This window comes from Alteraurantiacibacter palmitatis (genome assembly GCF_037154115.1).
Classification (GTDB): Bacteria; Pseudomonadota; Alphaproteobacteria; order Sphingomonadales; family Sphingomonadaceae; genus Alteraurantiacibacter; species Alteraurantiacibacter palmitatis.
In genome coordinates this window covers 36,908-62,053 of sequence record NZ_JBANRO010000009.1, presented here as the reverse complement: position 1 = coordinate 62,053, position 25,146 = coordinate 36,908, and the positions used below count along the sequence as shown (strand labels likewise).

The window sequence follows — 25,146 nt, the reverse complement described above, 5'->3', positions numbered from 1 at the left end:
CGGGACAAGGGGCGTAAATCCCGATGAGTGCACCAGCAACCGGCCACAAGCCGCTTTCCGCCAAGGCAAAACTGGCATTTGGTGCCATTGGCATCGTGTTTGGCGATATCGGCACCAGCCCGCTCTATGCTTTCCGCGAGACGTTTCGCGGCGCGCATCACCTGCCGATCGACGATCTGCACATCCTGGGCGTTGTCAGCCTGATCTTCTGGTCGATGACGCTGGTCGTCTCGATCCAGTATGTCTCGATCCTGATGCAGGCGGATAACAAGGGGCAGGGCGGCAGCCTGGCGCTGGTGGCGCTGCTTTCGCGCCATGTCGGCAAATCGCGCCATGGCTGGCTGATCGTGCTGCTTGGCGTGTTTGCTACCGCGCTGTTCTATGGCGACAGCATGATCACGCCCGCCATTTCGGTTCTGTCGGCGGTGGAAGGGCTGACCGTGGTGAATGAGGGGCTGCGTCCGCTGGTCATCCCCATTGCTTTGGGATTGCTGGTGGGCCTGTTCGTGATCCAGAAACGCGGCACGACCAAGGTGGGCAATCTGTTCGCGCCGGTGATGCTGGTCTATTTCTGCACGCTGGCGGTGCTGGGTTCGATCCAGATTTTCCACACGCCGCAAATCTTCTACGCGCTCAATCCGTGGTATGCGGTGAATTTCTTCATCACCGACAAGTGGTTTGCCTTTCTTGCGCTGGGCAGCGTGGTGCTGGCGGTGACGGGCTCGGAAGCGCTGTATTCCGACATGGGCCATTTCGGGCGCGGGCCGATGCGGTTTTCGTGGTTCGGCTTTGTCATGCCGTGCCTGCTGCTCAACTATTTCGGTCAGGGCGCGATGATCATGGGCCTGCCCGATGCCGATGCCGAAGTGGCGATTCACAACCCGTTCTTCTTCCTGGCGCCGGAAAGCCTGCGTCTGGCGCTGGTGTTCCTCGCCACGGCGGCCACCTTCATCGCCAGCCAGGCGGTGATTTCGGGCGCGTTTTCGATCACCCATCAGGCGATCCAGCTGGGCTTCATCCCGCGCCTGTCGATCCGGCATACCAGCGGCGAACATTCGGGCCAGATCTATATCCCCTTCATCAACTGGGCGCTGATGATCTCGGTCATCGTGCTGGTGCTGACTTTTCAGAACTCGTCCAACCTTGCTGCGGCCTATGGCATCGCGGTGACCGGCGCGGTCACGCTCGACACGCTGCTGATGGGCGTATTGTTCATCAGCGTGTGGAAGTGGAAGACGTGGATCGCGCTGCCGGTGGTGGCGCTGTTCCTGATTGTCGATGGCGCCTATTTCGCCGCCAACCTCACCAAGGTGGCCGATGGCGGCTGGTTCCCGCTGCTGGTTGGCGCGGTGGCATTCACCCTGCTCACCACCTGGTCAAAGGGGCGCAAGCTGATGCGCGAGCGGATGACCGAGATCGGCCTGCCGCTCGATATCTTTGCCAAAAGCGCGCACAATTCATCCAAGCGCGTGCCCGGCACTGCGATCTTCATGAATTCCGGCTCCTCCGGCACGCCTTCGGCGCTGCTCCACAATATCAAGCACAACAAGGTGCTGCACGAACGCGTTGTGGTGCTGACCGTGCAGATTGCCGATGTGCCCTATGTCGATGAAGCGAACCGGATCGAAACGCACGATCTGGGCGAAGGCTTCTACCGCGTGATCCTGCATTACGGCTTCATGCAGGAAACCGATGTGCCCGCCGCGTTGAAGAAGGTGGAAATCTGCGGCGGCAAGTTCGACATGATGCAGACCAGCTTCTTCCTGTCGCGCCAGACGCTGCTGTCTGCCGCCCGGCCCGGCATGGCGATCTGGCGCGAACGCCTGTTCGCCTGGATGATGCGCAACGCGGCAACGCCGATGGAATTCTTCCGCCTGCCCACCAACCGCGTGGTGGAACTGGGCAGCCAGGTCGAGATTTAGCGAACACAATGCAAAAGGGCGCCCCGGCCATTGCCAGGGCGCCCCTTTCCTTTTGGCCCGAACGGTCAGCCCAGATTGGCGCTGACCATTGCATAAAGCATCGGCAGCGAGAGCAGCGCGTTGGTGCGGCTGGCGATCAGCGCGCGCGGTGCGGCCTTGGCCTTTTCCTCGTCGCTCGCCTCGACAATGCCCAGAATCTTCTTCTGCGCGGGCCAGATGATGAACCAGACATTGAACGCCATGATCAGCGCCAGCCACATCCCGATGCCGATCAGCAGCACTCCGCCCGTGCCCGACAGCGACAGCGCGGCGGCGAGATAGCCGTTATGCCCCGCCACGGCGAGGCCGGTCAGCACGGTCAGCAGCGCGGCCCAGCGGAAGAAGAAGAACACTTTGGGCGCGATATGCCCGGTGATCGCCTTTTTCATCTCCGCCGGGATGGCGGGCATGGTGGGCACCTGCACGAAGTTCAGGTAATACAGCAGGCCGATCCACAATATGCCGAAGAAGGTGTGCAGCCAGCGCATCACATCATTGGCGATTTCCTTGGCCCCTTCGCCTGTCCAGCCGGTGAAGGCCACGATCAGCGCGATTGACGCCACCAGGCCAACCGCCAGCACGGCGTGCAGATTTCCGAAAAATTTTGTCATTGCTTGCCCCCTCGTCCATTTGAACGGGGCCGAGTGTAAGCCCAAGGCGGTGCAGGGGGCAAGGGGGCCGGATGGCCGGGCCATTTCCGGGGTTGGGAAGCGCGTCTGATCAGGCACCCTATTCGTGCGGGGGGTTCTGCGCCACCTTCTCCTCCTCGCCCAGTTTCAGCCCGTGCTTAAGCAGCATGGGAATCTGGGTGAAGGTGAACAGGAAGGACAGCGGCATGAACAGCCACAGCTTGGCCGCCAGCCACGCCTCGAAACTGATCGTGTAGATCATCACGGTGTTGATCACCGCCAGCACCAGGAAGAACACGCCCCAGTTGAACGACAGCTTCAGCCAGCCTTCGTCCGAAAGCCCTTCAAACGCGGCCTCCAGCAGGTATTTGAGCAGCGCGCGGCGCTTGAACCACCCGCCGATCAGCATCACCGCAAAGCCGACATAGATGATCGTCGGCTTCCACTGGATGAAACGCTCGTCATGGAAATAGATCGTCAGCCCGCCAAAGCCCACGATCAGCACGGTGGATAGCCACAGCATGGGCGACACTTTGCCAAGCCGGATGCGCGACACCGCCAGCGCCACCAGCGCGGCAACGATAAACGCGCCGGTGCCGTTGATCACGGCGAGAATCTCCCCCGCCGTATCGCCTGCCTCGTCGGGCGAGAAATATTTGTAGGTCAGGAAGAACACCAGCAGCGGGCCGTAATCGACCGCCACATTGATCCAGCCCGATGCCGGTTTCGATTTGCCCGTCTCGGCCATCACGCCACTCCTGCAATCACGCGGGCCACCAGATCGGGGTCGAAGGGCCGCAAATCGTCGATCTTCTCGCCCACGCCGATCGCGTGGATGGGCAGGCCATATTGCTCGGCCGCTGCCACCAGCACGCCGCCGCGCGCCGTGCCATCCAGCTTGGTCATGATAAGGCCGGTTACGCCCGCCACTTCCCTGAACACATCGATCTGCGCCAGCGCGTTCTGCCCGTTGGTGGCATCGAGCACCAGCACCACATCATGCGGCGCCTCGGGGTTCAGGCGGCCCAGCACGCGGCGGATCTTGGCGAGTTCGTCCATCAATTCGCGCTTGTTTTGCAGGCGTCCGGCGGTGTCCACCACCAGCGCATCGATCCCGGTATCGGTCGCCAGCTTGACCGCATCGAACACGATGCTGGCCGGATCGCCGCCTTCCGGGCCAGTCACGATAGGCACGCCGATGCGGTCGGCCCAGACCTTCAGCTGGCCGATGGCGGCGGCGCGGAAGGTGTCGCCGGCGGCCAGCATCACGCCGTAGTCATCCTCCTGAAACAGATGCGCCAGCTTGGCGATGGTCGTGGTCTTGCCGCTGCCGTTGACGCCAATGACGAGAATGACCTGCGGGCGGGGAAAGGCAGTGATTTCCAGCGGCTTTGCCACCGGGCGCAGAATCTCCGCGATCTCCTCGGCCACGGCTTCCTTCAGTTCGCGTTCGGTCAGCGTCAGGCCAAAGCGCTTTTCGGCCAGCTTGTCGCGGATGCGGCGCGCGGCGCGCGGCCCAAGGTCGGACATGATCAGCGCGTCCTCGACCTCGTCCAGCGTGGCATCGTCCAGCCTGGCCGTGCCGACTACGGCGGTGAGGTTTTCGGCCAGGCGTTCCGAGGTCTTGCGAAAACCGCCGAACAGCCGCTCGGTCCAGCTCGGCCCGCTCATTGCAAGCTTCCTTGGGTGACGCGGGTGGGGGTGATGGTCATGATCGTTCCGGCAGGGGTGGAGGCGGGCAGGGCCACCCGCGCGAATTCGGGAGAATAGCCGCTGCCATCCCGCTCTGTAAGCACGGCAAGCGGCCTTCCCACAAGCGATTGCAGAAATGCGGCGTGTTCGCGCGCCACATCGGCCCGCAATTCGGCGGCGCGTGCACGGATCGTGGCCTTGTCCAGCTGCGGCATTCGTGCCGCGGGCGTGCCGGGGCGGGGCGAATAGGGAAAAATGTGGCCATGCGCGATGGCAAGATCGGCAATGATCGCGCGGTTGTCCGCATGGTGCGCCGGCGTTTCGGTGGGGAAGCCCGCAATCAGATCCGCGCCGATGGCCAAGCCGGGCCGCCGGGCTTTCAGCCGCGCCACCAGATCCACCGCATCGGTGCGCAGATGGCGGCGCTTCATCCGCTTCAGGATCAGATCGGCCCCGTGCTGAAGCGAGAGGTGCAGATGCGGCATCACCCGCTCCTCCCCGGCCAGCAGGTCGAACAGCAGCGGATCAATCTCCACCCCATCGACCGAGGAGAGGCGCAGCCTGCGGAGCGCCGGGAAGGCATCCAGCACTGCCTGCACCAGCACGCCCAGACGCGGGGCGCCGGGCAGATCGTGCCCCCAACTGGTGAGATCCACACCGGTCAGCACCACTTCGGCCGCGCCCTGATCCAGATGCCGTTCCACCTCGGCCAGCACGGCGGCGACGGGCAGCGAACGGCTGGCCCCGCGCCCCTGCGGGATCACGCAGAAGGTGCAGGCATGGTCGCAGCCGTTCTGCACCGCGATGAAGGCGCGGGTGCGCGCCGAAGGCAGGGGAGCAGGTTTTTCGGGCACATTCCATGCGCGCGCGTCCAGCTTGGCCGCATTGGGGATTAGCCCGTCCACCTCGGCCATGGCGGCAAGTGCGGCGCGTTCCACTTCGGCGGCGCAGCCGGTCACCAGCAGGCGTGCGGCAGGCCGTTCGCGGCGGGCGCGGCGGATCGCCTGCCGCGTCTGGCGCACCGCTTCCGCCGTGACGGCGCAAGAGTTGATGACGACCACATCGCCGCTTTCGCCCAGCAGGCCGCGGATGCGCTCGCTCTCGGCAATGTTGAGGCGGCAGCCGAGGGAAATCACCTTGGGGGAGGCAAGCACCTGAACGCTCACGCAAAATCCGCCCATTCGAAACTGCCGCGAAAGCTTTCCGTGGCCGGCCCGGTCATGGCAATGCGGTTGTCCGCGCCCCAGCCAATGGTCAGCGCGCCGCCGGGCAGCTGCACCTCCACCTCGCGCTCGACCAGCTTGCGGCGCATGGCGGCAATCGCGGTGGCGCAGGCGCCCGTGCCGCAGGCCAGCGTCAGGCCCACGCCGCGTTCCCACACGCGCAGGCGGATATGACGCGCATCGATCACGGTCGCGACATTCACATTCACGCGGGCAGGGAACAGCGGATCATGCTCGATCAGCGGGCCGAGCCGTTCCAGATCGACTGCGTCGCAATCGGGCACGAAGAACACCGCATGGGGGTTGCCCACATTGACCGCTGCGGGGGTTTCGAGCGTTTCCCAGCCGACAGGCAGGGACAGCGTATCCAGCGCATAGGCAAGCGGAATGGCGTCCCACTCAAAACGCGGCTCGCCCATATCGACCGAGATGCCGCCGGGGCTGGCCTGTGTTTCGAGGATTCCCGCAACCGTGGCGATGCGGGCCGGGCCGCCGGCCAGCAGGCCCACCGCGCGCGTGGCGTTGCCGCAGGCCTCCACCTCGCCCCCGTCGGCGTTGAAGATGCGCATGGCGAAATCGGCTGTGGCGCTCGGCTCCAGCAGGATCAACTGGTCGCAGCCGATGCCGGTGTGCCGGTGCGCCAGCGCTGCTGCCACGCGCGGCGTGATCGGGCCGGGGAGCGGCTTTGAACGGGCATCGAGCACGACGAAATCGTTGCCCAGACCGTGCATCTTGGTGAAATCGACGCGCATCAGCGCCAGTTAGAGGCTCCCGCCCCCTTCCGCAATGGGCGCGGGCGCGGTGCAGCGCCCAATGTGGAAGGGGCGGGCTAGCTGGCCTGTCGGCCAGGCAACGCGACAATCTCCGCTGCTGGTTCGTCCATTTCCTGCCTGCTGCCAGAGCCCGCCAGCAGCTTCATCGCGGCCAGCCTGGCGCGGGTGGTGCTGGCATCTTCGGGCATACCGAACAGATAGCCCTGACCTTTCATCCCGCCCAGATCGCGCAGCGCGTCGCGCACCTGCGAGCTTTCGATCCCTTCCGCCGTCACCGGCAGATCAAGCCCGCGCCCCAGCGAGACGATGGCAGCGACCAGATCGCCGCACTTGGAATCCTGCCCGATTTCCGACACGAAGCTGCGGTCGATCTTGATCCGGTCGAACGGCAGCGAACGCAGCTGGCTCAGGCTGGAATAGCCGGTGCCGAAATCGTCGAGGCAGACGCGCACGCCCTGATTTTTGAGGCTGGTGACAGCATTGCGCACCGCGCCGACATTTTCGTGCAGCGTGCTTTCGGTAATCTCGATTTCCAGCCGGCTGGGTGGAAAGCCGGCCTCCACCAGCAATTGCAGCAGCTTTTGCGCAAACCACGCGTCACGAAACTGCACCGGCGAGATATTGACCGAAAGCGTCAGCGACGGATCCCATTCACGCGCATCGGCCAGCGCCTGCCGGATGAGATTTTCGGAAAGCTCCGAAATCAGGTCCATTTCCTCGGCAATGGGGATGAACACTTCGGGGCTGACGAGGCCATAATGCGGCGAATGCCAGCGCGCCAGCATCTCGAAACCGACAAGCTTGCCCGTTTGCAGATCGACCTGCTGCTCGTAAAATGGCGCGAATTCGCCCTTGGCAATGCCGTCGCGGATAGCGGCTTCCAGGTTCCGTTTCAGCCGCAGATCATCTTCCAGCAGGGGCTGGAAGGCCACATGGCGGTTCCGGCCGCTTTTCTTGGCGTGATACATCGCAATATCGGCGCGATGCACCAGCGTGGCGGCATCGGTGGGCGCGCTGTCCGCCGTGTGCGGCTCGCTCAGCGCATAGCCGGCGGAAATCCGCGGCAGGATCATCACCCTCCCATCGGCCACGGGCTGGCCGACCTGTTCGATCAGCAGCGCGGCAAAATGGTCAAGATCGCCGTGCAGGGCCGGGTCCACGATCATCGCGCACACGAATTCATCGCCGCCCACGCGGGCGATCACGCTGCCAGCGGGGAAATGCAGGCGCAACCGGTCAGCCACCACGGTCAGCACCAGATCACCCGTCTGATGGCTGTTCAGATCGTTGATCTGCTTGAAATTGTCGAGGTCGATCAAGAACACTGCGACATTGCGCTTCACCTGCTGCCCCGTTTCGAGCAGGGCCTGGATTGCGGCGGTGCTGCTCAGGCGGTTGAGGCATTTGGTCAGCGGGTCGGTGCTGGCCAGCAGGCGCGCCTCTTCCTCGGTCTGGCGCCGGATCGCCACTTCGCGCTGCATTTCGGAATAGCGGCGCCAGCCCAGCAGCACGAGCGCGATATTGAGCAGCAACGCGTTGACCAGCAGCGGATCGGGCGGAGCGCTGCCCGTCAGCCATGAGCGCAGAACCTGCGGCATCAACGTGCCGGCGATGCCCACGAACTGGATAATGGCGGCCGCGGCAATACCAAAGGCGACGATGTCGTGCCGCCTGCTGCGGTTGCCGGCAGTCTTGGCCGAATCCTGGCCCGGATTCTGGCCCGGATTTTGACCCGCATTATGGCTCGTATTCTGGCCCATGATTTTCGCCAAGACGGCTTGCCCCCCAAAAGTGCAAACGACATATGCGAAAGCATGATCAATTTTCGGTTAATGCCGTTGCGCCATCGGCCACAAGGGCGCAACCGCACGCGCATTCGGGGCAAAGGGATATGGTTATGCATCGCTACTGGCTGATGAAGTCGGAGCCGGAAAAGTATGGCTGGGACGCGCTGTTGCGCGACGGCGAAACCGTGTGGGATGGCGTGCGCAACCACCGCGCCAGCAACAATATGCGCGCGATGCAGGTGGGCGATCAGGCCTTCTTCTACCATTCGGTGACGGGGAAGGAGATTGTCGGCATTGTCGAGATCAGCCGCACGGGCCTCACTGATCCGACCGATCCCGAAGGCAAGTGGGCGACCGTGATGGTGAAACCCGTGCGCGCGCTGGAACGCCCCGTCACGCTGGCCGAGATCAAAGGCGATGCCGCACTGGAGGGGATCGAACTGGTGCGCCTCTCGCGCCTGTCCGTGGCCGAGATCACTCCGTCCGAGTGGGAGCACATCCTGGCGCTGGCCGCGCGGTAAACCGGAACCTTTCCGCCCCCTAAGTCATTGGGTGATCAAGGATGGCGAACAGGTCGCCCTCCGCGAAGTCAACCAAGGAGACAACCAATGGGCGAGCTGATCGACAAGGCCAAGGGCAATATCAACGAAGCCATCGGCAAGGCCAAGCAGAATTCGAACAACCCGGAAACCCGTGCGGACGGTGCCGCGCAGGAATTGAAGGGCAAGGCCCAGCAGATGAAGGGCGAGGTCAAGGGCAAGCTTGGCGACAACATCTGAAACCTGCCGGTTTCGGACTGAAGGAAGGGGCCATCTGCACAAGGTGGCCCCTTTTGCTAGTCAGGCACGTGCGCGCAGCCCGCTGATTGTTGCGCCGCCTGCGCTCAATTGCTCAATATCAGTCAGGCAGTGAATCAGGCGCACGCCGCTTCGCGTCAGGGCATCCCTCAGCGCCTCGGAAAAGGCGTCATGCGTCTCTACCCGTGCGCCCCAGCCGCCAAACGCGGTGGCCATGGCCGCGAAATCCGGATTGGCCAGATCGGTGGAGGAAACCCGGCCGGGATATTCGCGCTCCTGATGCATCCGGATCGTGCCATAGGCTGTGTTGTCGAACACGATCACCAGCATATCCGCGCCATATTGCACGGCGGTCGCCAGTTCCTGCGCGTTCATCAGGAAGTCGCCGTCACCTGCCGCGGCAATCACCGTCCGGTCGGGATAACGCAGCGCGGCGGCCACTGCGGCGGGGATGCCATAACCCATCGCGCCGCAGGTGGGGGCAAGCTGGCCGGGCGCGCCGTGATAATGCCAGAAGCGGTGCCACCAGCCGGCGAAATTGCCCGCACCGTTGCAGATGATGGCATCGGCGGGAACCTGCGCACGGATCGCGGCCATCACGCGGTTCAGATCGAGCGCGAAATCGGCTTCCCCCGGCGTGGACCACTTCAACCATTCGCGGTGCGCGTCCTCGCCTGCATCGAAGGAGATGATCGCGTGATCGTCCCACAGGGCGGTGCTTTCGGCAAATTCATCGGGATCGGCGCAGATGGCGAGATCGGCGCGGTAAACGCGGTTCAGCTCCGCCGGGTCGGGGTGGATATGGATCAGCACTTGGCCGGGATGATCGGGGGTGACAAGGGTATAGCCATCGGTTGTCGCCTCGCCCAGCCGCGCGCCCACCACCAGCAGCAGATCGGCTGCTTTCACACGTTCCACCAAGGCTGGCGAGGGGCCGTAACCCAGATTGCCCGCGTAAACGGGTGAGGCGGGGGATATCGCATCCTGCCGCCGGAACGCAGTGGCGACCGGCAGGCCCAGCCGTTCGGCAAAGGCGGTGAAATGGTCGCGCGCCTTGGTGTGCCAGCCGGCGCCGCCAATGATGGCCAGCGGGGCGGCAGCGTCCGCGATAAGGGCCATCATCGCTTCCAGCGCATCGGGGCAGGGCGGCTGCGCGGGCTTGTGGACAAAAGGGCGCACCGACGCCTGCACGCCGCTTTCGTGCAGCATATCTTCCGGCAGGGCCAGCACCACCGGGCCGGGCCTGCCGCCAATCGCGGTGGCATAGGCGCGGGCGATAAATTCCGGGATGCGATCCGCCCGGTCGATCCGCGCGGCCCATTTGCAGATGGGGCCGAAGAAAGCGGGAAAATCCACTTCCTGAAAGCCCTCGCGGTCGCGCATTTCGCGGCCCACATCGCCCACGAACAGGATCATTGGCTGCGAATCCTGCATCGCCACATGAACACCAATGCTGGCATTGGTGGCACCGGGGCCGCGCGTGACGAAGGCCACGCCGGGGCGGCCCGTCATGGTTCCGTCCGCGCAGGCCATGAAAGTGACCCCGCCTTCCTGCCGGCAGGTAATTGTCTGAATTTCCGGCCGATCGCGCAGCGCGTCCAGCACGGGGAGAAAGCTCTCCCCCGGCACGGTGAACACGCGGTCGCACCCTTGCGCGGCAAGGCATTCGACCAGCAAGGCGGCAGCTTGGTTGCTCATGAAATCATCCTCTACCTGCTCGCCGTGCGCCCCGCAATTGCCGTTGTCGGCATCACGATCTTCTCCACTGTCCGGATTGTGGACAGGGGGAACCTCGCGGCTGGAAGATGGTTAGCAAAGAGTTAACAAGAGGCCCCCATGAGACGCGCACTTGTCCTCACCGATGAATCGGCCCGCCACCCGTTCCGGGCTTCGCTGCCCCCTTTGTGGCGTATGCTGGACGAGGTGGAGAACAAGCGCAGCTGGCGGCTCAATTTCTTCGGGCTGGACGGCGAGGATGCGCGCCAGTTCCTCGCCACCTATGTCGCCTGCTTCCTGGCGGTGACGGTGTTTTTGGCCTGAACTATTCGGCGGGAAGGGCCGCCAGTTTTTCCGCCGCATAGAGCCGGTAGCCCAGCCACGCAGACACAAGGCACATCGCCGCGCTCAGCAGCACCTGCTCCACCAGCGGAACCCCCGCCGCGCTGAGGCCCAGCGCCAGCACCGAACCGCCCACCATCGCGCCTGAATTGACGATATTGTTCGCCGCCACGGTGCGGCTGGCCTGGGAAGGGTCGACCTTGGTGGTGAGGAAAGCATAGAGCGGCACCACGAACATCCCCCCCGCAATCGCGATCAGCAGCAGGGTGAACAGCACCAGCGGGGCCAGCGGCTGGGCAATGAAGGTGGCGACATCCATCAATTCGCTGCCATGCGGCACGCCGTCCCACAGATGGCATACCCAGTAGAAGGCAGCGACGAACAATCCCATGAAGATCACCGAAACCGGCGAATAGCGGGCCGACACCGCGCCTTTCAGCAGCGCGTTGATCGCCACCGAACCGATGGCGACTCCGATCGAGAAGATCACCAGGAACAGGCTGGCGACCTCCTTGCTGGCCATCAGCACATTCTTGGCCAGCGGCGGGAACTGGATGAACAGCACCGCGCCGATCGTCCAGAAGAAGCTGATGGCGAGGATGGCATAGAACACCTCGCGGTTGTGCATCGTGTTGCGCACCAGCGCGATGGAGGCGCGGATGATGTGGCGATCAATTGCCTGCCCTTCCACGAAAGGCGGGGCAGGGGGCACCTGGCGGCTGGTGATATAGCCGATAATGGCAATTCCGATCACCAGCATTGCGGCCACCTGCACCGAGACGAATCCCGCCACGATCGTGCCGCCCATGATGGCGATATAGGTGCCCGCTTCGACAAGGCCCGTGCCCGCCAGCACTTCCTCGCGCTTCAGATGCTGGGGAAGGATCGCATATTTGATCGGCCCGAAAAAGGTGGAGTGGATGCCCATTGCCAGCAGTGCCAGCATCATCAGCGGGATGGCCATCACTTCGGTCAGCATCCCCTGCCATGCCATCAGCAGGCCTGCCGCGCCCACGGTCATGATGCCGATTTCCGCCGCCTTCACCAGGCGGATGATCCGCGCCTTGTCGCGCATATCGGCCAATTGTCCTGACATGGCCGACAGCAGGAAGAAGGGCAGGATGAACACCGCCGAGGCAACCCCGCTGAACACCGTTTCCGCCGCGGCCGAATTATAGACCGAGTACACGACGAACAGCACCATCGCGTTCTTGTAGAGGTTGTCGTTGAAGGCGTTGAGCAGCTGGGTCACGAACAGCGGGGCAAAGCGCCGCTGCTTCAGCAGATGGGTGGAAGTGAACATGGTGGCCGCGCGATACCCTGTGCCGTTGCCTGAACCCAAGCGTTTAGCCGCATTGGCCTGACAAACAAGAAACAGCTGCAAAATTGGTTGCGGGCTTTTTTGCCGGCGCAATGTGCCCTAAGGCTGCGTGCGATGCTGAGCCTGCCCAACATCCTCACCCTGTCGCGCATCGCCATGATCCCGCTGCTGGCGGCGCTGCTGTGGTGGCCGGGATGGGAAGTGGGCTATCTGCTCGCCTTCATGCTCTACTGCCTGATGGGCTTTACCGATTACCTCGACGGGATGCTGGCGCGCAGCAGCGGCGCGGTATCCAAGCTGGGCATTTTCCTCGATCCGATTGCCGACAAGATCATGGTGGTCACCGTGATCCTGGTGCTGGCGGCGATGGGCGTGCTGCGTGGCCCCTATGTGGGCGATATGCACGTGATCGCGGGCATGATCATCGTGATGCGCGAGATTGCGGTATCGGGCCTGCGCGAATTTCTGGGGCCGCTGCAAATCTCCATTCCCGTCAGCAAGCTGGCGAAGTGGAAAACCACCTTTCAGCTCGTATCGCTGGGCGCGCTGATTCTGGGGCAGGGGCTGCCGCGCTGGAATGTCGATTTGTGGGGCGAGGTCATCAATCTGCCGCACACGGTGGGTCTGACCACGCTGTGGCTGGCGGCTATCCTGACGGTGATTACCGGCTGGGATTACCTGCGGGTGGGTCTGAAGCACATGGATTGAGACGCGCGGTTGACCGTATTGGCGGCAATCAGGGGAGAGAGAAAAATATGTCTGGCACGGATATCGCCCTGCTGTCGGCGGGCGAACAACTGGCGCTGCTGCAATCGGGCGCAATCAGCGCGGAAGGTCTGCTCCACCTGATGCTGGGACGGGTTGATCGCCTCAATCCCCGGTTCAATGCGGTGATTGCCTTCGATCTGGAACGGGCGCGGAGCGAGGCACGGGCAGTGGACGCCGCGCGTGCACGGGGAGAGGCGCTTCCCCCGCTGGCCGGGCTGCCGATCACGATCAAGGAATGTTACGAAGCGGCAGGAATGCCCGCCTGCTGCGGCTTTCCCTTTCTGGCCGATCACCGACCTGCCGAAGATGCCGATGCGGTGGCGGCGCTGCGCCGTGCGGGCGCAATCATCTATGGCAAGACCAATCTGCCGCAGGGCGCGAGCGACTGGCAGAGCTTCAACCCCGTCTACGGCCTCACCCGCAATCCATGGGACGAGGGGCGTTCCCCCGGCGGTTCCTCCGGCGGATCGGCGGTGAGCGTGGCGCTGGGCCTGACCGCGTTCGAACTGGGCAGCGATATCGGCGGGTCGATCCGCATCCCGGCGCATTTCTGCGGGGTTTACGGGCACAAGCCGAGCTATGGCCTGGTGCCGATGCGCGGCCATATCCCGCCCATGCCCGGCGCGCTGTATCAGCCCGAACTGGGCGTGGGCGGGCCGCTGGCACGCAGCGCGGGCGATCTGGCGCTGGTGCTGCCTTTGCTTGCAGGGCGCGACCTTGCCCCTCCGCGCGGCGAGGAACTGGCGGATTTCCGCGTGGGCCTGTGGCTGGGCGAGGGATCGGATTTCGTGCTCGACGACGGGGTGCGCGCGGCGCTGGAAGCCCATGCCGAAGCATTGGCAAAGGCGGGTGCGCGCATTGAACGGGTGGCGATGCCAGTGGATGCCGCCAGTTCTCACGAGACCTATATGCGCACGCTGTTCGCCATTGTCGGCGCCGCCGCTCCGGGTGAGGCGGACGAGTTTGCCAAATGCATTCCGGACGATCCCACCGGCATTGCCGAACAGATGTCGCGCTATATGCGCTGCACCCTGCCCGAATGGTTCGAGTTGCAGGACAGGCGCGCGCATCTTTACCGCGGCTGGGCGCGCTACTTTGCCACATACGATGTGCTGCTGACCGCGCCCGTGCCCGTGGTCGCCTTCCCGCATATGGCCCAAGGGCAGGGGGTTCATTCCGAACAGCTTGCCCGCCGCATCACGGTGAACGGCAAGCCGGTGCCCTATCTCGATTTCACCTGGCAGGGACTGGCAACGGTGGCGAATCTGCCCGCCACGGTGATGCCGACCGGGCGTATGCACGATGGCCTGCCCGTGGGGATGCAGGTGATCGGGCCGTGGATGGAGGATCTGACCGCGATCCGCTTTGCCGAACTGGCGGCGCAGGCCGTTGGCGGTTTTGTTCCACCGCCCGTGGCGCAGGGGTAGATCAGCCCGCCTTCAATTCCTGCGCCAGCAGCCGGAACTCCTCCGCGCGCGGCGAATTGGTGCGCCAGATCAGCGCGATCTGGCGGCTGGTGTGGCGGCCTTTCAGCGGACGGGCGACCACGTTCGTTTCGTGCAATATGCCCGCCTCGATCGCCATTTGCGGCAGCATGGTGAGGCCAAGGCCGTTATCCACCATCTGCACCAGCGTATGCAGGCTCGTGCCGATCATCGTGGCGCTGGCGCGCATTTCGGGGCGGTTGCAGGCGGCGAGCGCGTGCTCTTTCAGGCAGTGCCCATCCTCCAGCAGCATCAGCCGGCCTTCGTCGATCATGCTGGGCGATATTTCGGCGGGCGGATCGCGCGGGTCGTCCTTGGGGAAGGCGACGTAGAGCGGATCGTCCCCGATAATCTCCTTCTCCACCTCGCCCGTGGCAAAGGGCAGCGCCAGCAGCACGCAATCCGCGCGGCCATGGTGGAGCGATTCGACCGCGTGCTCGCTCGTCTCCTCACGCAGGAACAGCTTGAGTTGCGGGCGCTCGCGGCGCAGGCGCGGGAGGATGCGCGGCAGCAGGAAGGGCGCAATTGTGGGGATCACGCTCATGCGCAATTCGCCCGAAAGCGGTTTTCCGGCGGCCTGCACCAGATCGGCCAGCTCCTCCGCCTCGCGCAGCAGGCGGTGCGCCTTGGCCACCACCTGATTGCCCAGCGGGGTAAAGCGCACCACGCGCCGGCTGCGTTCCACCAGCACCACGCCCAGCAGCGATTCCAGCTCGCGTATGCCGGCCGACAGCGTGGATTGCGAGACAAAGCAACTGTCCGCCGCGCGGCCGAAATGTTCATGCTCGTGCAAGGCGACGAGATATTGCAGCTGCTTGATGGTGGGCAGATAGGTGGACACGGCAGAACCCCGATTTCGTCATTGCGAGGAGCCGGAGGCGACGCGGCAATCCAGCTCCTGCACGGTGTTATGTAGCGATTTCCTGATAGAGGTCACGCCAGTCCGGATTGATGGCATCAATCAGGGCAATCTTCTTGCGTCGCGAACCCGCCTTGATCTGTTTTTCGCGGCTGATGGCGTGTTCCATTGTGGAATGGAATTCGAACCAGACCAGTTTCTTGCACTGATATTGCTGCGTGAAGCCGGCCACGACCCCCTGTGCGTGCTGCCAGACCCTTTGCGCAAGGGAGGATGTAACGCCTGTGTAGATCGCTCCGTTCTTGCGGTTGGCCATCATATACACGGCGGGCTGAAAATCGCGTGGCATGGGCGATGGATTGCTTCGCTATGCTCGCAATGACGAGGCTGGCGTTGCGCCGCTCACTCGGCGGCGTCCGCTTCCGTTTCGGTATCCACTTCAACTTCGGGCTGGTAGTCCTCCTCGCCCGCCTCGTCGGCCCAGTCCTCGACCGGGTCATCCTCCTGCCCGGCCACGGCGTGCACGCTGGCGCTGCCATTGGCGACATCGTCAATATGCGTCATCTTCAGCCGCCCGCGCTCCACCGCGAAGGCCAATTTGCCTTCAACCAGTTCCAGCGCATCGCGGCCGAACACCTCGTAGCGCCAGCCTTCGAGAAGCGGCAGTTTGCGCATTCCGGCGGCAAGGTTTTCCAGTTCCTCCGACCGGGCGAGCAGGCGGGCGGCCACGTCAATCTCGCGGCTGCGGATTTTCAGCAGCAGCTTGAGCAGGTCCGCCACCAGCGCGCCTTCCTTGCCCAGCGGCGCGCCGCGCTTGGGCTTGTCGGGCATTTCGTCTTCGGAAAGCGGCTGCGCATTGGCGAGAACGCGCATCAGCCTTTTGCCGATGTCGTTGTCCTTCCACGCTTGGCTGAGGCCGCGCACCTTGGCGAGATCGGCCTGCGTCTTGGGCGGGTGGCTGGCAATATCGGCCAGCGTTTCGTCGCGGATGATGCGTCCGCGCGGAATGTCCTTGGCTTGCGCCTCGCTCTCGCGCCAGGCGGCCAGCGCCTTCATCCGGCCCAGCACCGCCGGATTGCGGCCCGGCGCGCGCAGGCGGTGCCAGGCTTCCTCTGCCTCGTTGGCGTAATTGGCGGGATCGGCCAGCTTCTCCATCTCGGCATCGAGCCACGCGCCGCGCCCGGTCTTGATCAGCTTTTTCAGGATGCGCGGGAAAATCTTGGCGAGATAGGTCACATCGCCAATCGCATATTCGATCTGCCGTTCGGTCAGCGGGCGGCGGCTCCAGTCGGTAAAGCGCGCGCCCTTGTCGATCGTCTTGCCCAGCCAGCTTTCGACGAGATTGGCATAGCCGATCTGCTCGCTCTGGCTGATCGCCATCATCGCCACCTGCGTGTCGAAAATGGGCTGCGGCGTCTTGCCGGTGAGGTTGTAGATGATTTCCACATCCTGCCCGCCTGCATGAAAGACCTTCAGCACGCCCTCATTTTCGCACATCAGGTCGAGCAGGGGCTTGAGATCCAGACCGTCGGCCAGCGGGTCGATCGCGGCAGCTTCCTCCTCATTCCCGATCTGGATCAGGCACAGCAGGGGGTAATAGGTGTTCTCCCGCATGAATTCGGTGTCGACGCACACGAAATCGCTTTTCGCCAGCCGGTCGCACAGCGCGGCCAGATCGGCGGTCTTGGTAATGAGGGGATGTATCTTCATCGGGTCTTTTCGTTCGCTGGGTGGGCGGTTCACCGCCCGGCGCCCGCAGGGGCAAGGACAGGGCAGCAGCCATCCGGCGCGCCCTGGCGCTGGCTGTTAGCGCGCCCGTGCCCCCGCGCCAACCGGCGATGCCTGCATTTTGCGCAAGGCAGCGCAGTTTGTGCACAAGGTGTTGCAAGCCCGCTTCGCAAGCACTCGCGATTGGCGCTGGGGAAAGGGGGTGACGCAGGCGCGCCAAGGCGCTAATGCGCGCCGCTTGCCGGGGCTGTATCCCCGCACCTGTTCACTCGCAATTGCAAAGCCTGATCCATGACCATGCCAGAGTCGCTGCACCTCTACCGCACCCACACCTGCGCTGCTCTTGGCGCTGCCAATGTCGGCGAGACTGTCCGCCTGTCGGGCTGGGTTCACCGCAAGCGTGACCATGGCGGCGTGCTGTTCGTCGATCTGCGCGACCATTACGGCATCACGCAGATCGTGGCCGACAGCGACAGCGCGGCGCTGCCGGTGCTGGAAGGGCTGCGGCTGGAAAGCGTTGTTACCATCGATGGCGAAGTGAAGGCGCGCGATGCGGCCACGGTCAATCCCACCCTCTCCACTGGACAGATCGAAGTGTTTGCGCGCGGCGTGAAGGTGCTGAGCCGGGCGGAGGAACTGCCGCTGCCCGTGGCGGGCGAGCAGGAATATCCCGAAGACATCCGCCTGCGTTACCGCTTCCTCGATTTGCGCCGCGAAACGCTGCACGCCAATATCGTGACGCGCACCAAGATCATTTCCGAAATGCGCCGCCGGATGGAAGCGGCAGGCTTCACCGAATATTCGACGCCGATCCTGACCGCGAGCAGCCCCGAAGGCGCGCGCGACTTTCTGGTGCCCAGCCGCATCCATGCGGGCAAGTTCTACGCGCTGCCGCAGGCGCCGCAGCAATACAAGCAATTGCTGATGGTAGCGGGGTTCGACCGCTATTTTCAGATTGCGCCCTGTTTCCGCGATGAAGACCCGCGCGCCGACCGGCTGCCGGGCGAATTCTACCAGCTTGATCTGGAAATGAGCTTCGTCACGCAGGAAGAAGTGTGGGAAACGATGGAGCCGGTGATCGGCGGCGTGTTCGAGGCTTTTGCAAAGGGCAAGCCGGTGACGCCATCGGGCAGCTTCCCGCGCATCCCCTATGCCAAGGCGATGCTCGATTACGGCAGCGACAAGCCGGACTTGCGCAACCCGATCATCATCAAGGATGTGACCGAGCATTTCACCGATAGCGGTTTCGGCATCTTTGCCGGGATCGTGGCGGGCGGCGGCACCATCCGCGCCATACCGGCACCGGGTGCCGGCGCGGGCAGCCGCAAGTTCTTTGACGACATGAACAACTGGGCGCGGGGCGAAGGCTATTCCGGCCTTGGCTATATCAACATCAAGGACGGCGTGCCCGGCGGCCCGATCGCCAAGAACCACGGCGAGGAGCGCACCGCCGCGCTGATCGCGGCACTGGGCCTTGGGCCGGATGACGGCGTGTTCTTTGCAGCCGGCAAGGAAGAGCAGGCCGCCAAGCTGGCCGGTCTTGCCCGCACCCGCGTGGCCGAACAGCTCGACCTGATCGACAAGGACCGGTTCGAACTGTGCTGGATCGTCGATTTCCCGTTCTACGAATGGGACGAGGAGAACAAGAAGGTCGAATTCAGCCACAACCCCTTCTCCATGCCGCAGGGCGGGATGGAGGCGCTGACCACGCAGGACCCGCTCACCATCAAGGCGTTCCAGTATGACCTCGTCTGCAACGGCTACGAAATCGCCAGCGGATCGATCCGCAACGAGAATCCCGAAACGATGGTCAAGGCGTTCGAGATCACCGGCCTGACGCAGGCTGATGTGGAGGAGCGTTTCGGTGGCCTCTATCGCGCCTTCCAGTATGGCGCGCCGCCGCATGGCGGGATGGCGGCGGGTGTGGACCGCATCGTGATGCTGCTGTGCGGGGCGCAGAACCTGCGCGAAATCACGCTGTTCCCGATGAACCAGCGCGCCGAAGATCTGCTGATGGGCGCCCCCTCCTTGGCTGAACCCAAGCAACTGCGCGAACTGCATATCCGCGTGGTGGAGCCGTCCAAGAGCTGATTTGCAGCACACGCCACAGCCGGGCGGTGCAAAACTGGCGATTGCAGGGGCTGGCGCATACAGCGCCCCCTTGCAAGCCGCCCCGCCACTCTCTAGGGCGAAATTCAAATCAACCCTGCAAGCGTTTTGAAAAGGGATTTCACATGAGCGATACCGCCGACCGCGTGAAGAAGATCGTTGTCGAGAATCTGGGTGTTGAGGACGAGAAGGTCACTCCCGATGCCAGCTTCATCGACGATCTGGGCGCCGACAGCCTCGACATTGTCGAACTGGTGATGGCGTTCGAAGAAGAATTCGGCGTTGAAATCCCGGACGAAGCGGCCGAGAAGATCAACACCGTGGGTGACGCGATCAGCTTCATCGAAGCCAACGCGGGCTGATTGCCCGCCACCCTGTTCGCAACACGGCCCGCGCCAGACCAACGGGGATGGGCGGACGGGGATGGAAGGCTCAGCCATGCGTGGCTGGGCCTTTCGCAATTTTGGCCCGTGATGCGCAGGCAGACAATGCGCGGACGATCGGCCCGACACGCGACTGGCCAGAAGGCGATTGGAGAGAGTAGAGCTTATGCGGCGAGTGGTTGTAACCGGACTTGGCCTTGTCACCCCCCTGGGTGGCAATGTGGAAACGACCTGGGCAAACCTGATTGCCGGGAAGAGCGGCATCGGCCAGATCACCCGCTTCGACGCGTCCAACCAGAAATGCACCATTGCCGGCGAGGTAAAGCCCAAGGACCACGAATGGGGCTTTGATCCCGATGCCCGCGTGGATCACAAGGTGCAGCGGCAGGTCGATCCCTTCATCGTGTTCGGCATCGATGCCGCAGGCCAGGCGCTGGAAGATGCGGGCCTGGTGGATATGCCCGAGGAGATGCGGATGCGCGCGGGCTGCTCCATTGGCTCCGGCATTGGCGGCCTGCCGGGTATTGAGCTGGAATCGGTCAATCTGCACGAACGCGGGCCCAGCCGGGTTTCGCCGCACTTCGTTCACGGGCGCCTCATCAACCTTATCAGCGGGCAGGTCAGCATCAAATATGGCCTGATGGGGCCGAACCACGCGGTCGTCACCGCCTGCTCCACCGGCGCGCATTCGATTGGCGATGCGGCGCGCATGATCCGCGACGATGATGCCGACATCATGCTGGCGGGCGGGGCGGAAGCCACGATCTGCCCCATCGGCATTGCCGGCTTCGCGCAGGCGCGCGCGCTCAATTCCAGCTTCAACGACCGGCCCACCGAAGCCAGCCGCCCCTATGACAAGGACCGCGATGGCTTCGTGATGGGTGAAGGCGCGGGCGTTGTCGTGCTGGAGGAATACGAACACGCCAAGGCGCGCGGCGCGAAAATCTACGCCGAAGTGGTCGGCTATGGCCTGTCGGGCGATGCCTATCACGTCACCGCGCCGCACCCCGAAGGCAAGGGCGCGGAAATGGCGATGCGCATGGCCCTGAAGAAGGCCGGGCTGGGCGCGGGCGATATTGACTATGTCAACGCCCACGGCACCAGCACGATGGCCGACACGATCGAGCTTGCCTCGGTCAAGCGCGTGCTGGGCGATGATCTGTCGGGTGCGTCGATGAGTTCGACCAAGAGCGCCATCGGCCACCTTTTGGGCGGCGCGGGCGCGGTGGAAACGATCTTCTGCATCCTTGCCATCCGCGACCAGGTGGTGCCGCCGACATTGAACCTCACCAATCCCGATGAAGGCACCGAAGGCGTCGATCTGGTGCCGCTGGTGGCCAAGAAGCGCACCGTGCGCGCCGCGCTCAACAACAGCTTCGGCTTTGGCGGCACCAATGCCTCGCTGGTGGTGAAGAAGGTCGATTAAGCCGTGCTGCGGGCCGTTGCCGCCCTTTTCGGCTTCGCTCTGGCGGCGGTTCTGCTGGCGGGCGCGTGGTTCGCCTGGGGCTGGTATGGCTCCAGCCAGATCGCCGAAGATACGCCTTTCATCGTGTCCGACGGGTCCACGCTGACATCGGCGGCGCGCAAGCTGGAAGAGGAGGGGCTGATCGCCTCTGCCGACGGCTTCCTGCTGCGGGCAAAGGTGCTGGGCGGTTCCGATCCGATCAAGGCGGGCGAATTCCTGCTGCCTGCCGGCGCATCCCCGGCGCGGATTCTCGACATTTTCCAGCATGGCGAAGTGATCCGGCGTTTCATCACCATTCCCGAAGGGATGCCGTCGGTTCTGGTGCACGAAAAGCTGATGGCCGAACCGCTGCTGACGGGCGAGATCGACGTGCCTGCCGAGGGCAGCGTGTTGCCCAATTCCTATGATTTCGAACGCGGGGAAAGCCGGCAGGCGGTGCTCGACCGGATGCAGGCGGCGATGACGCGCACGATCGAGGAACTCTGGCCCACCAAGGGGCCGCGCAGCGTGGTGAACACCCCGCAAGAGGCGGTGATCCTCGCCAGCATTGTGGAAAAGGAAACCGGCGTTCCGGGCGAACGCGGCATGGTGGCGGGGCTGTATTCGAACCGTCTGCGCATCGGGATGCGGTTGCAGGCCGATCCGACAATCATCTACCCCATCACGCAGGGGCGCCCGCTGGGCCGCCGCATCCGCCGCTCGGAAATCGCGGCGGTGAACGGCTACAACACCTATTCGATGAGCGGCCTGCCTGTGGGGCCGATCACCAATCCGGGCCGCGAATCCATCGCCGCCGTGCTCAATCCGGACGCAACCGATGCGCTGTATATGGTGGCCGACGGCAGCGGCGGCCATGCCTTTGGCCGCACGCTGGAAGAGCATCAGGCCAATGTCGAAAAGTGGTATGCGCTGCGCCGCGCGCGCGGAGAGATGTGACGCATCCGCTTGTCGTGACGGCAATGCTGCCGCCCGATCTCTACAGCTGGGCCACGCAATTGCGCGCCGAGAATTACCCGGCGGAGCGCAATGTCCTCAAAGCCCATGTCACGCTGTTCCACGCCCTGCCGCCCTTTGTGGAAGGCGAGGCGAGGGAGGTGCTGGCGCGGCTGGCGGCACGCACCGCGCCCGTGCCTGCGCGGCTGGAGGGGGTGATGAACCTCGGCGGCGGCACCGCGCTGCGCCTGTCCAGCCCACTGCTGCTGACCTTGCGCGAGGAGATTGCCGATCGCTTCACCGGCCTGCTGACCGGGCAGGACAGCCACGCCGTGCGGCTGCACATCACCGTGCAGAACAAGGTTGTGAATGCCGAGGCCAAGGGGTTGCAGCAATGGCTGGCTGCGCGGGTGGAACCGCAGGACTTCACCTTTCGCGGACTGGAACTCCATCGCTACCTGGGCGGGCCATGGGAACCCCTGGGCAAGTGGCCGTTTCGCGGGCGCCCCGCAGGCCGATAAAGATCGCATATTGGGCATTGACCGGCGGCAGGCACCGCCCTAAATGCCGCGCCTTGCCGGGGGTTTCGCACCCCCTGCCATCGTGGATGGCGGAGTAGCTCAGCCGGTTAGAGCAGCGGAATCATAATCCGCGTGTCGGGGGTTCGAGTCCCTCCTCCGCTACCACAGGCCTTTCCGGAAGCTTCCGAATGCTTCCGCATTTTTCCAAAAATCCAAGAGAAAGCAGAGGGTTGCGGGTGATTCGCGTCCGCATGCGCCCGTGTCCATCCACATGCAGCCAGATTTGGTGTGGGGGTATTTTGGGGGTATTTTCGCGGAGTATCGGAAAGGAGCGATACCCCCATGCCTCTCACAGAGAACCAAGCGAAGAACGCCAAGCCGCTGGAGCGCGCTTACAAGCTAGCCGACAGCGAAGGCCTGTTTCTGCTCGTCCAGCCGAATGGCGCGAAGCTCTGGCGGATGAAGTACCGCTTTGCAGGCAAGGAGAAGCTGCTCTCCTTCGGAGCCTACCCGGCATTGGGGATCGCAGCTGCCAGAGAAAAGCGTCGGGCGGCTAAAGCCGTCCTCGCGGAAGGCAAGGACCCGATGTTGGCCAAGGGCCAAGTAACATCGGAGGGCGGGGACACCTTCTTCGCCGTCGCGAACCGCTGGCATGAGAACCGAAAGACTGCACTGGATCCGGCGCATGCCGATCGTGTCTGGTCCCGGATGGAGCGGGATGTGTTCCCCTACATTGGCCAAAGACCGATTCAGGAGATCACCGCGCCAGAGGTTCTGGAGATGATACGCCGGATAGAGTCACGCGGCGCGCTCGATATCAGCCGGCGTGCTAAGCAGGGGGTGGGTCAGGTCTTTCAGTTTGCCATTGCTTGCGGGTTGGCCTCCAGTGATCCGACAGCAAATCTTCGCGGCGCCCTAAAGCCACGGCCAAGGGTAAAGCACATGAGTCGCTTGCCACTTGTTGAGTTGCCCGCGTTTATTGAGAAGGTCCGAGACTACCAGGAAGAAGGTGACCGGCGCTCGGCAATCACGAGGGACGCCGTCATGTTCGCCTTGCTGACTTGGGTCCGGACCAAGGAGCTTCGCCTCGCTGTCAAATCAGAGTTCGAGGACCTCCACGGCAAAAATCCTCTGTGGCGCATCCCGGCTGCGCGGATGAAGATGGGGCGAGAGCACCTTGTCCCTCTTTCCGCTCAGGCTGCCCAGATAGCTAGGACGATGATATCGCGCGCGACAGGCGAATTCTTGTTCCCTGGGGTGAGCGCAGATAAGCCGCTGTCTGAAAACACTATGATCTACGCCCTATATCGGCTTGGTTATCATAGTCGGCAGACGGTCCATGGGTTCCGGGGGCTCGCCAGCACCTGGGCGAACGAGCAACTGGTCGAGCTTGGCAAACCTGCGATTTGGATTCGGAAGTACCATGAGGATTGGGTCGAGATGCAGCTTGCCCATTCCGAAAAGAACGACGTCCGAGGTGCTTACAACGCTGCCGAGTATCTCGTCCCTCGGCGACGCATGATGCAGGATTGGGCCGACTTCCTCGATGGGAACAAGGTGGTCCAGCTCAAAAAAAGAGGGAAGAGTGCCGCCTAATTTCCTGCTTTCTGCGCTGTTGGAGGTGGTTCTGGGGGGGGTGTGCCCTGAACCGTGCCATCAAAGATTGATCGATTTCGCGGTGGCTAGATCTGGCCGATCCAGTCAGCTTGAATTCGGTCGGCGGCCGTCGGAATGCCATCAACAATGACGTTTTTGCCGACAAGTGACTGATGAACATCCAGCGTCTCTACGATCCAGATATGCTCGTCAGAGGTCGTGAGAAGGAGGCTTCGAGCCCCCTTCGTCAATCGACCTGATAAGCGTTTCCGCTGGCTACTCACTCCAGATCATCCCCTGTTATAGCTTCCACCGGCGAAGCACATTCCGCACATAGGCCGGCGTTTCGCCATTCTGCGGAATGCCGCCAGCCTTCCTAACAGCCCCAGGCCCGGCGTTGTAGGCTGCCAAAGCGAGGTGCACCACTCCGAAACGATCCAGCATCTGCCGAAGATAGCGGGCGGCACCGTCGATGTTTGCCACAGGGTCAAAGCGATTGGCCACGCCGAGCTCTCTGGCGGTGGCCGGCATCAGTTGCCCGAGACCCGCCGCTCCGACTCCGCTGACAGCCAACGGGTTGTATCTGGATTCTGTCCAGACAAGGGCATCGAGTAAACCCGGGGGCAAGGCGTACTTTGCCTCGGCAGCATATACGTGAGGCAAATAGCTCGCTCTCCGAAAGCTCGATGTGCCCGTTCCAGCGGCATGCTGATCGCGGCGCGAAAAGTCGTCGCGTGCTGCGGCGCCGACATCGAAATTGGCGGGCGTGGGCTCGTTAGCCGGCCGCCAAAGCCCGTGCTCGACCAGCTGAAACCCGTTGGAAGCCACCGCGATGCGGACGCCGCTGATGGAACTTCCGGATACTTCCTGATCAGGTGCTCGCTTCCCTTCTTGCGCGCTGAGTGGGAAGGCAAGCGAAGCTGTGATGCAGGCGCTGGCGAACAACCGGATTTTTGGGGTCATTACTCGATCCTCAATGGCCGACTCACTTAAGAACATATATAGAACATAGAGCGGAGGGAAATCCGTTGGCGCGCATGCAGAGCGGAGGCTGCGCGG

General features: G+C 63.5%; 25 protein-coding genes and 1 tRNA gene. 13 read left to right on the top strand and 13 right to left on the bottom strand.

Annotated elements, in window-relative coordinates; genetic code table 11:
• Positions 1-23: 23 nt before the first annotated feature.
• Positions 24-1,922: a potassium transporter Kup gene (locus WFP44_RS11815; protein WP_336926765.1), complete on the top strand. Its 1,899-nt coding sequence runs from the start codon at positions 24-26 to the stop codon at positions 1,920-1,922.
• A gap of 65 nt (positions 1,923-1,987) precedes the next feature.
• On the opposite strand, the gene WFP44_RS11810 is transcribed toward WFP44_RS11815, so the two are convergent.
• The 6 genes from WFP44_RS11810 to WFP44_RS11785 form a co-directional block, all read right to left on the bottom strand.
• On the bottom strand, positions 1,988-2,572 hold the full coding sequence (locus WFP44_RS11810; protein WP_336926764.1) for a urate hydroxylase PuuD: 585 nt from the start codon (positions 2,570-2,572) through the stop codon (positions 1,988-1,990).
• A gap of 118 nt (positions 2,573-2,690) precedes the next feature.
• Positions 2,691-3,338 (bottom strand): septation protein IspZ, encoded by a 648-nt coding sequence (gene ispZ / locus WFP44_RS11805; protein WP_336926763.1) that lies wholly within the window; start codon positions 3,336-3,338, stop codon positions 2,691-2,693.
• Complete coding sequence (ftsY, locus tag WFP44_RS11800; RefSeq protein ID WP_336926762.1) at positions 3,338-4,261, bottom strand: signal recognition particle-docking protein FtsY; 924 nt, start codon at positions 4,259-4,261, stop codon at positions 3,338-3,340. The genes ispZ and ftsY overlap by 1 nt, the downstream gene beginning before the upstream one ends.
• Positions 4,258-5,463 (bottom strand): MiaB/RimO family radical SAM methylthiotransferase, encoded by a 1,206-nt coding sequence (locus tag WFP44_RS11795; protein WP_336926761.1) that lies wholly within the window; start codon positions 5,461-5,463, stop codon positions 4,258-4,260. The genes ftsY and WFP44_RS11795 overlap by 4 nt, the downstream gene beginning before the upstream one ends.
• Positions 5,445-6,257 (bottom strand): diaminopimelate epimerase, encoded by an 813-nt coding sequence (dapF, locus tag WFP44_RS11790; RefSeq protein ID WP_336926760.1) that lies wholly within the window; start codon positions 6,255-6,257, stop codon positions 5,445-5,447. The genes WFP44_RS11795 and dapF overlap by 19 nt, the downstream gene beginning before the upstream one ends.
• A gap of 77 nt (positions 6,258-6,334) precedes the next feature.
• Positions 6,335-8,038: a putative bifunctional diguanylate cyclase/phosphodiesterase gene (locus WFP44_RS11785; protein ID WP_336926759.1), complete on the bottom strand. Its 1,704-nt coding sequence runs from the start codon at positions 8,036-8,038 to the stop codon at positions 6,335-6,337.
• A 137-nt stretch (positions 8,039-8,175) separates the two neighbouring features.
• Here WFP44_RS11785 and WFP44_RS11780 point away from each other — a divergent pair, with 137 nt between their 5' ends.
• A complete protein-coding gene (locus tag WFP44_RS11780; RefSeq protein ID WP_336926857.1) occupies positions 8,176-8,586 on the top strand; it encodes an EVE domain-containing protein in 411 nt (136 codons plus the stop codon).
• Positions 8,587-8,673: 87 nt separating this feature from the next.
• On the top strand, positions 8,674-8,844 hold the full coding sequence (locus tag WFP44_RS11775) for a CsbD family protein (protein ID WP_336926758.1): 171 nt from the start codon (positions 8,674-8,676) through the stop codon (positions 8,842-8,844).
• 60 nt (positions 8,845-8,904) lie between these two features.
• On the opposite strand, the gene WFP44_RS11770 is transcribed toward WFP44_RS11775, so the two are convergent.
• Entirely contained in the window at positions 8,905-10,560 is a 1,656-nt protein-coding gene (locus WFP44_RS11770) for a thiamine pyrophosphate-binding protein (RefSeq protein ID WP_336926757.1), read from the bottom strand.
• Between the two features lie 138 nt (positions 10,561-10,698).
• Between WFP44_RS11770 and WFP44_RS11765 the strand changes: the two genes are divergently transcribed.
• Entirely contained in the window at positions 10,699-10,902 is a 204-nt protein-coding gene (locus WFP44_RS11765; RefSeq protein ID WP_336926756.1) for a hypothetical protein, read from the top strand.
• Between the two features lies 1 nt (position 10,903).
• Here WFP44_RS11765 and WFP44_RS11760 read toward each other — a convergent pair whose 3' ends face one another.
• Entirely contained in the window at positions 10,904-12,223 is a 1,320-nt protein-coding gene (locus WFP44_RS11760; RefSeq protein ID WP_336926755.1) for an MFS transporter, read from the bottom strand.
• 132 nt (positions 12,224-12,355) lie between these two features.
• Here WFP44_RS11760 and pgsA point away from each other — a divergent pair, with 132 nt between their 5' ends.
• Together pgsA and WFP44_RS11750 are read left to right on the top strand one after the other, a co-directional pair.
• Positions 12,356-12,949 carry a CDP-diacylglycerol--glycerol-3-phosphate 3-phosphatidyltransferase gene (gene pgsA / locus WFP44_RS11755; RefSeq protein WP_336926754.1) on the top strand — a complete coding sequence of 198 codons (594 nt, stop codon included), beginning with the start codon at positions 12,356-12,358 and terminating at the stop codon, positions 12,947-12,949.
• 47 nt (positions 12,950-12,996) lie between these two features.
• Positions 12,997-14,436, top strand: a complete 1,440-nt coding sequence (locus tag WFP44_RS11750) for an amidase family protein (RefSeq protein WP_336926753.1) — start codon at positions 12,997-12,999, stop codon at positions 14,434-14,436.
• 1 nt (position 14,437) lies between these two features.
• On the opposite strand, the gene WFP44_RS11745 is transcribed toward WFP44_RS11750, so the two are convergent.
• The 3 genes from WFP44_RS11745 to rnd form a co-directional block, all read right to left on the bottom strand.
• Positions 14,438-15,334 (bottom strand): hydrogen peroxide-inducible genes activator, encoded by an 897-nt coding sequence (locus WFP44_RS11745; RefSeq protein WP_336926752.1) that lies wholly within the window; start codon positions 15,332-15,334, stop codon positions 14,438-14,440.
• A 67-nt stretch (positions 15,335-15,401) separates the two neighbouring features.
• Positions 15,402-15,671 carry a GIY-YIG nuclease family protein gene (locus tag WFP44_RS11740; RefSeq protein WP_336926751.1) on the bottom strand — a complete coding sequence of 90 codons (270 nt, stop codon included), beginning with the start codon at positions 15,669-15,671 and terminating at the stop codon, positions 15,402-15,404.
• Positions 15,672-15,754: 83 nt separating this feature from the next.
• Positions 15,755-17,062 (bottom strand): ribonuclease D, encoded by a 1,308-nt coding sequence (gene rnd, locus WFP44_RS11735; protein ID WP_336926750.1) that lies wholly within the window; start codon positions 17,060-17,062, stop codon positions 15,755-15,757.
• A gap of 327 nt (positions 17,063-17,389) precedes the next feature.
• On the opposite strand from rnd, the gene aspS reads away from it, so the two are divergent.
• The 7 genes from aspS to WFP44_RS11700 all read left to right on the top strand — a co-directional run bounded on the left by aspS (position 17,390) and on the right by WFP44_RS11700 (position 24,087).
• Positions 17,390-19,171 carry an aspartate--tRNA ligase gene (aspS, locus tag WFP44_RS11730; protein ID WP_336926856.1) on the top strand — a complete coding sequence of 594 codons (1,782 nt, stop codon included), beginning with the start codon at positions 17,390-17,392 and terminating at the stop codon, positions 19,169-19,171.
• 143 nt (positions 19,172-19,314) lie between these two features.
• A complete protein-coding gene (locus WFP44_RS11725; RefSeq protein ID WP_336926749.1) occupies positions 19,315-19,551 on the top strand; it encodes an acyl carrier protein in 237 nt (78 codons plus the stop codon).
• A gap of 187 nt (positions 19,552-19,738) precedes the next feature.
• On the top strand, positions 19,739-20,998 hold the full coding sequence (fabF, locus tag WFP44_RS11720) for a beta-ketoacyl-ACP synthase II (RefSeq protein ID WP_336926748.1): 1,260 nt from the start codon (positions 19,739-19,741) through the stop codon (positions 20,996-20,998).
• 3 nt (positions 20,999-21,001) lie between these two features.
• Positions 21,002-21,973 (top strand): endolytic transglycosylase MltG, encoded by a 972-nt coding sequence (mltG, locus tag WFP44_RS11715; RefSeq protein WP_336926747.1) that lies wholly within the window; start codon positions 21,002-21,004, stop codon positions 21,971-21,973.
• Positions 21,970-22,491, top strand: a complete 522-nt coding sequence (locus tag WFP44_RS11710; RefSeq protein ID WP_336926746.1) for a 2'-5' RNA ligase family protein — start codon at positions 21,970-21,972, stop codon at positions 22,489-22,491. The genes mltG and WFP44_RS11710 overlap by 4 nt, the downstream gene beginning before the upstream one ends.
• A gap of 88 nt (positions 22,492-22,579) precedes the next feature.
• Positions 22,580-22,656, top strand: a tRNA-Met gene (locus WFP44_RS11705).
• Positions 22,657-22,833: 177 nt separating this feature from the next.
• Positions 22,834-24,087 (top strand): tyrosine-type recombinase/integrase, encoded by a 1,254-nt coding sequence (locus WFP44_RS11700; protein ID WP_336926745.1) that lies wholly within the window; start codon positions 22,834-22,836, stop codon positions 24,085-24,087.
• Positions 24,088-24,173: 86 nt separating this feature from the next.
• On the opposite strand, the gene WFP44_RS15850 is transcribed toward WFP44_RS11700, so the two are convergent.
• Together WFP44_RS15850 and WFP44_RS11695 are read right to left on the bottom strand one after the other, a co-directional pair.
• The gene (locus tag WFP44_RS15850) at positions 24,174-24,371 is read right to left on the bottom strand and encodes a DUF5818 domain-containing protein (RefSeq protein ID WP_377923037.1); all 198 of its coding nucleotides are present in this window, start codon (positions 24,369-24,371) and stop codon (positions 24,174-24,176) included.
• A gap of 16 nt (positions 24,372-24,387) precedes the next feature.
• Positions 24,388-25,050: a lytic transglycosylase domain-containing protein gene (locus WFP44_RS11695; protein ID WP_336926744.1), complete on the bottom strand. Its 663-nt coding sequence runs from the start codon at positions 25,048-25,050 to the stop codon at positions 24,388-24,390.
• Positions 25,051-25,146 lie beyond the last annotated feature (96 nt).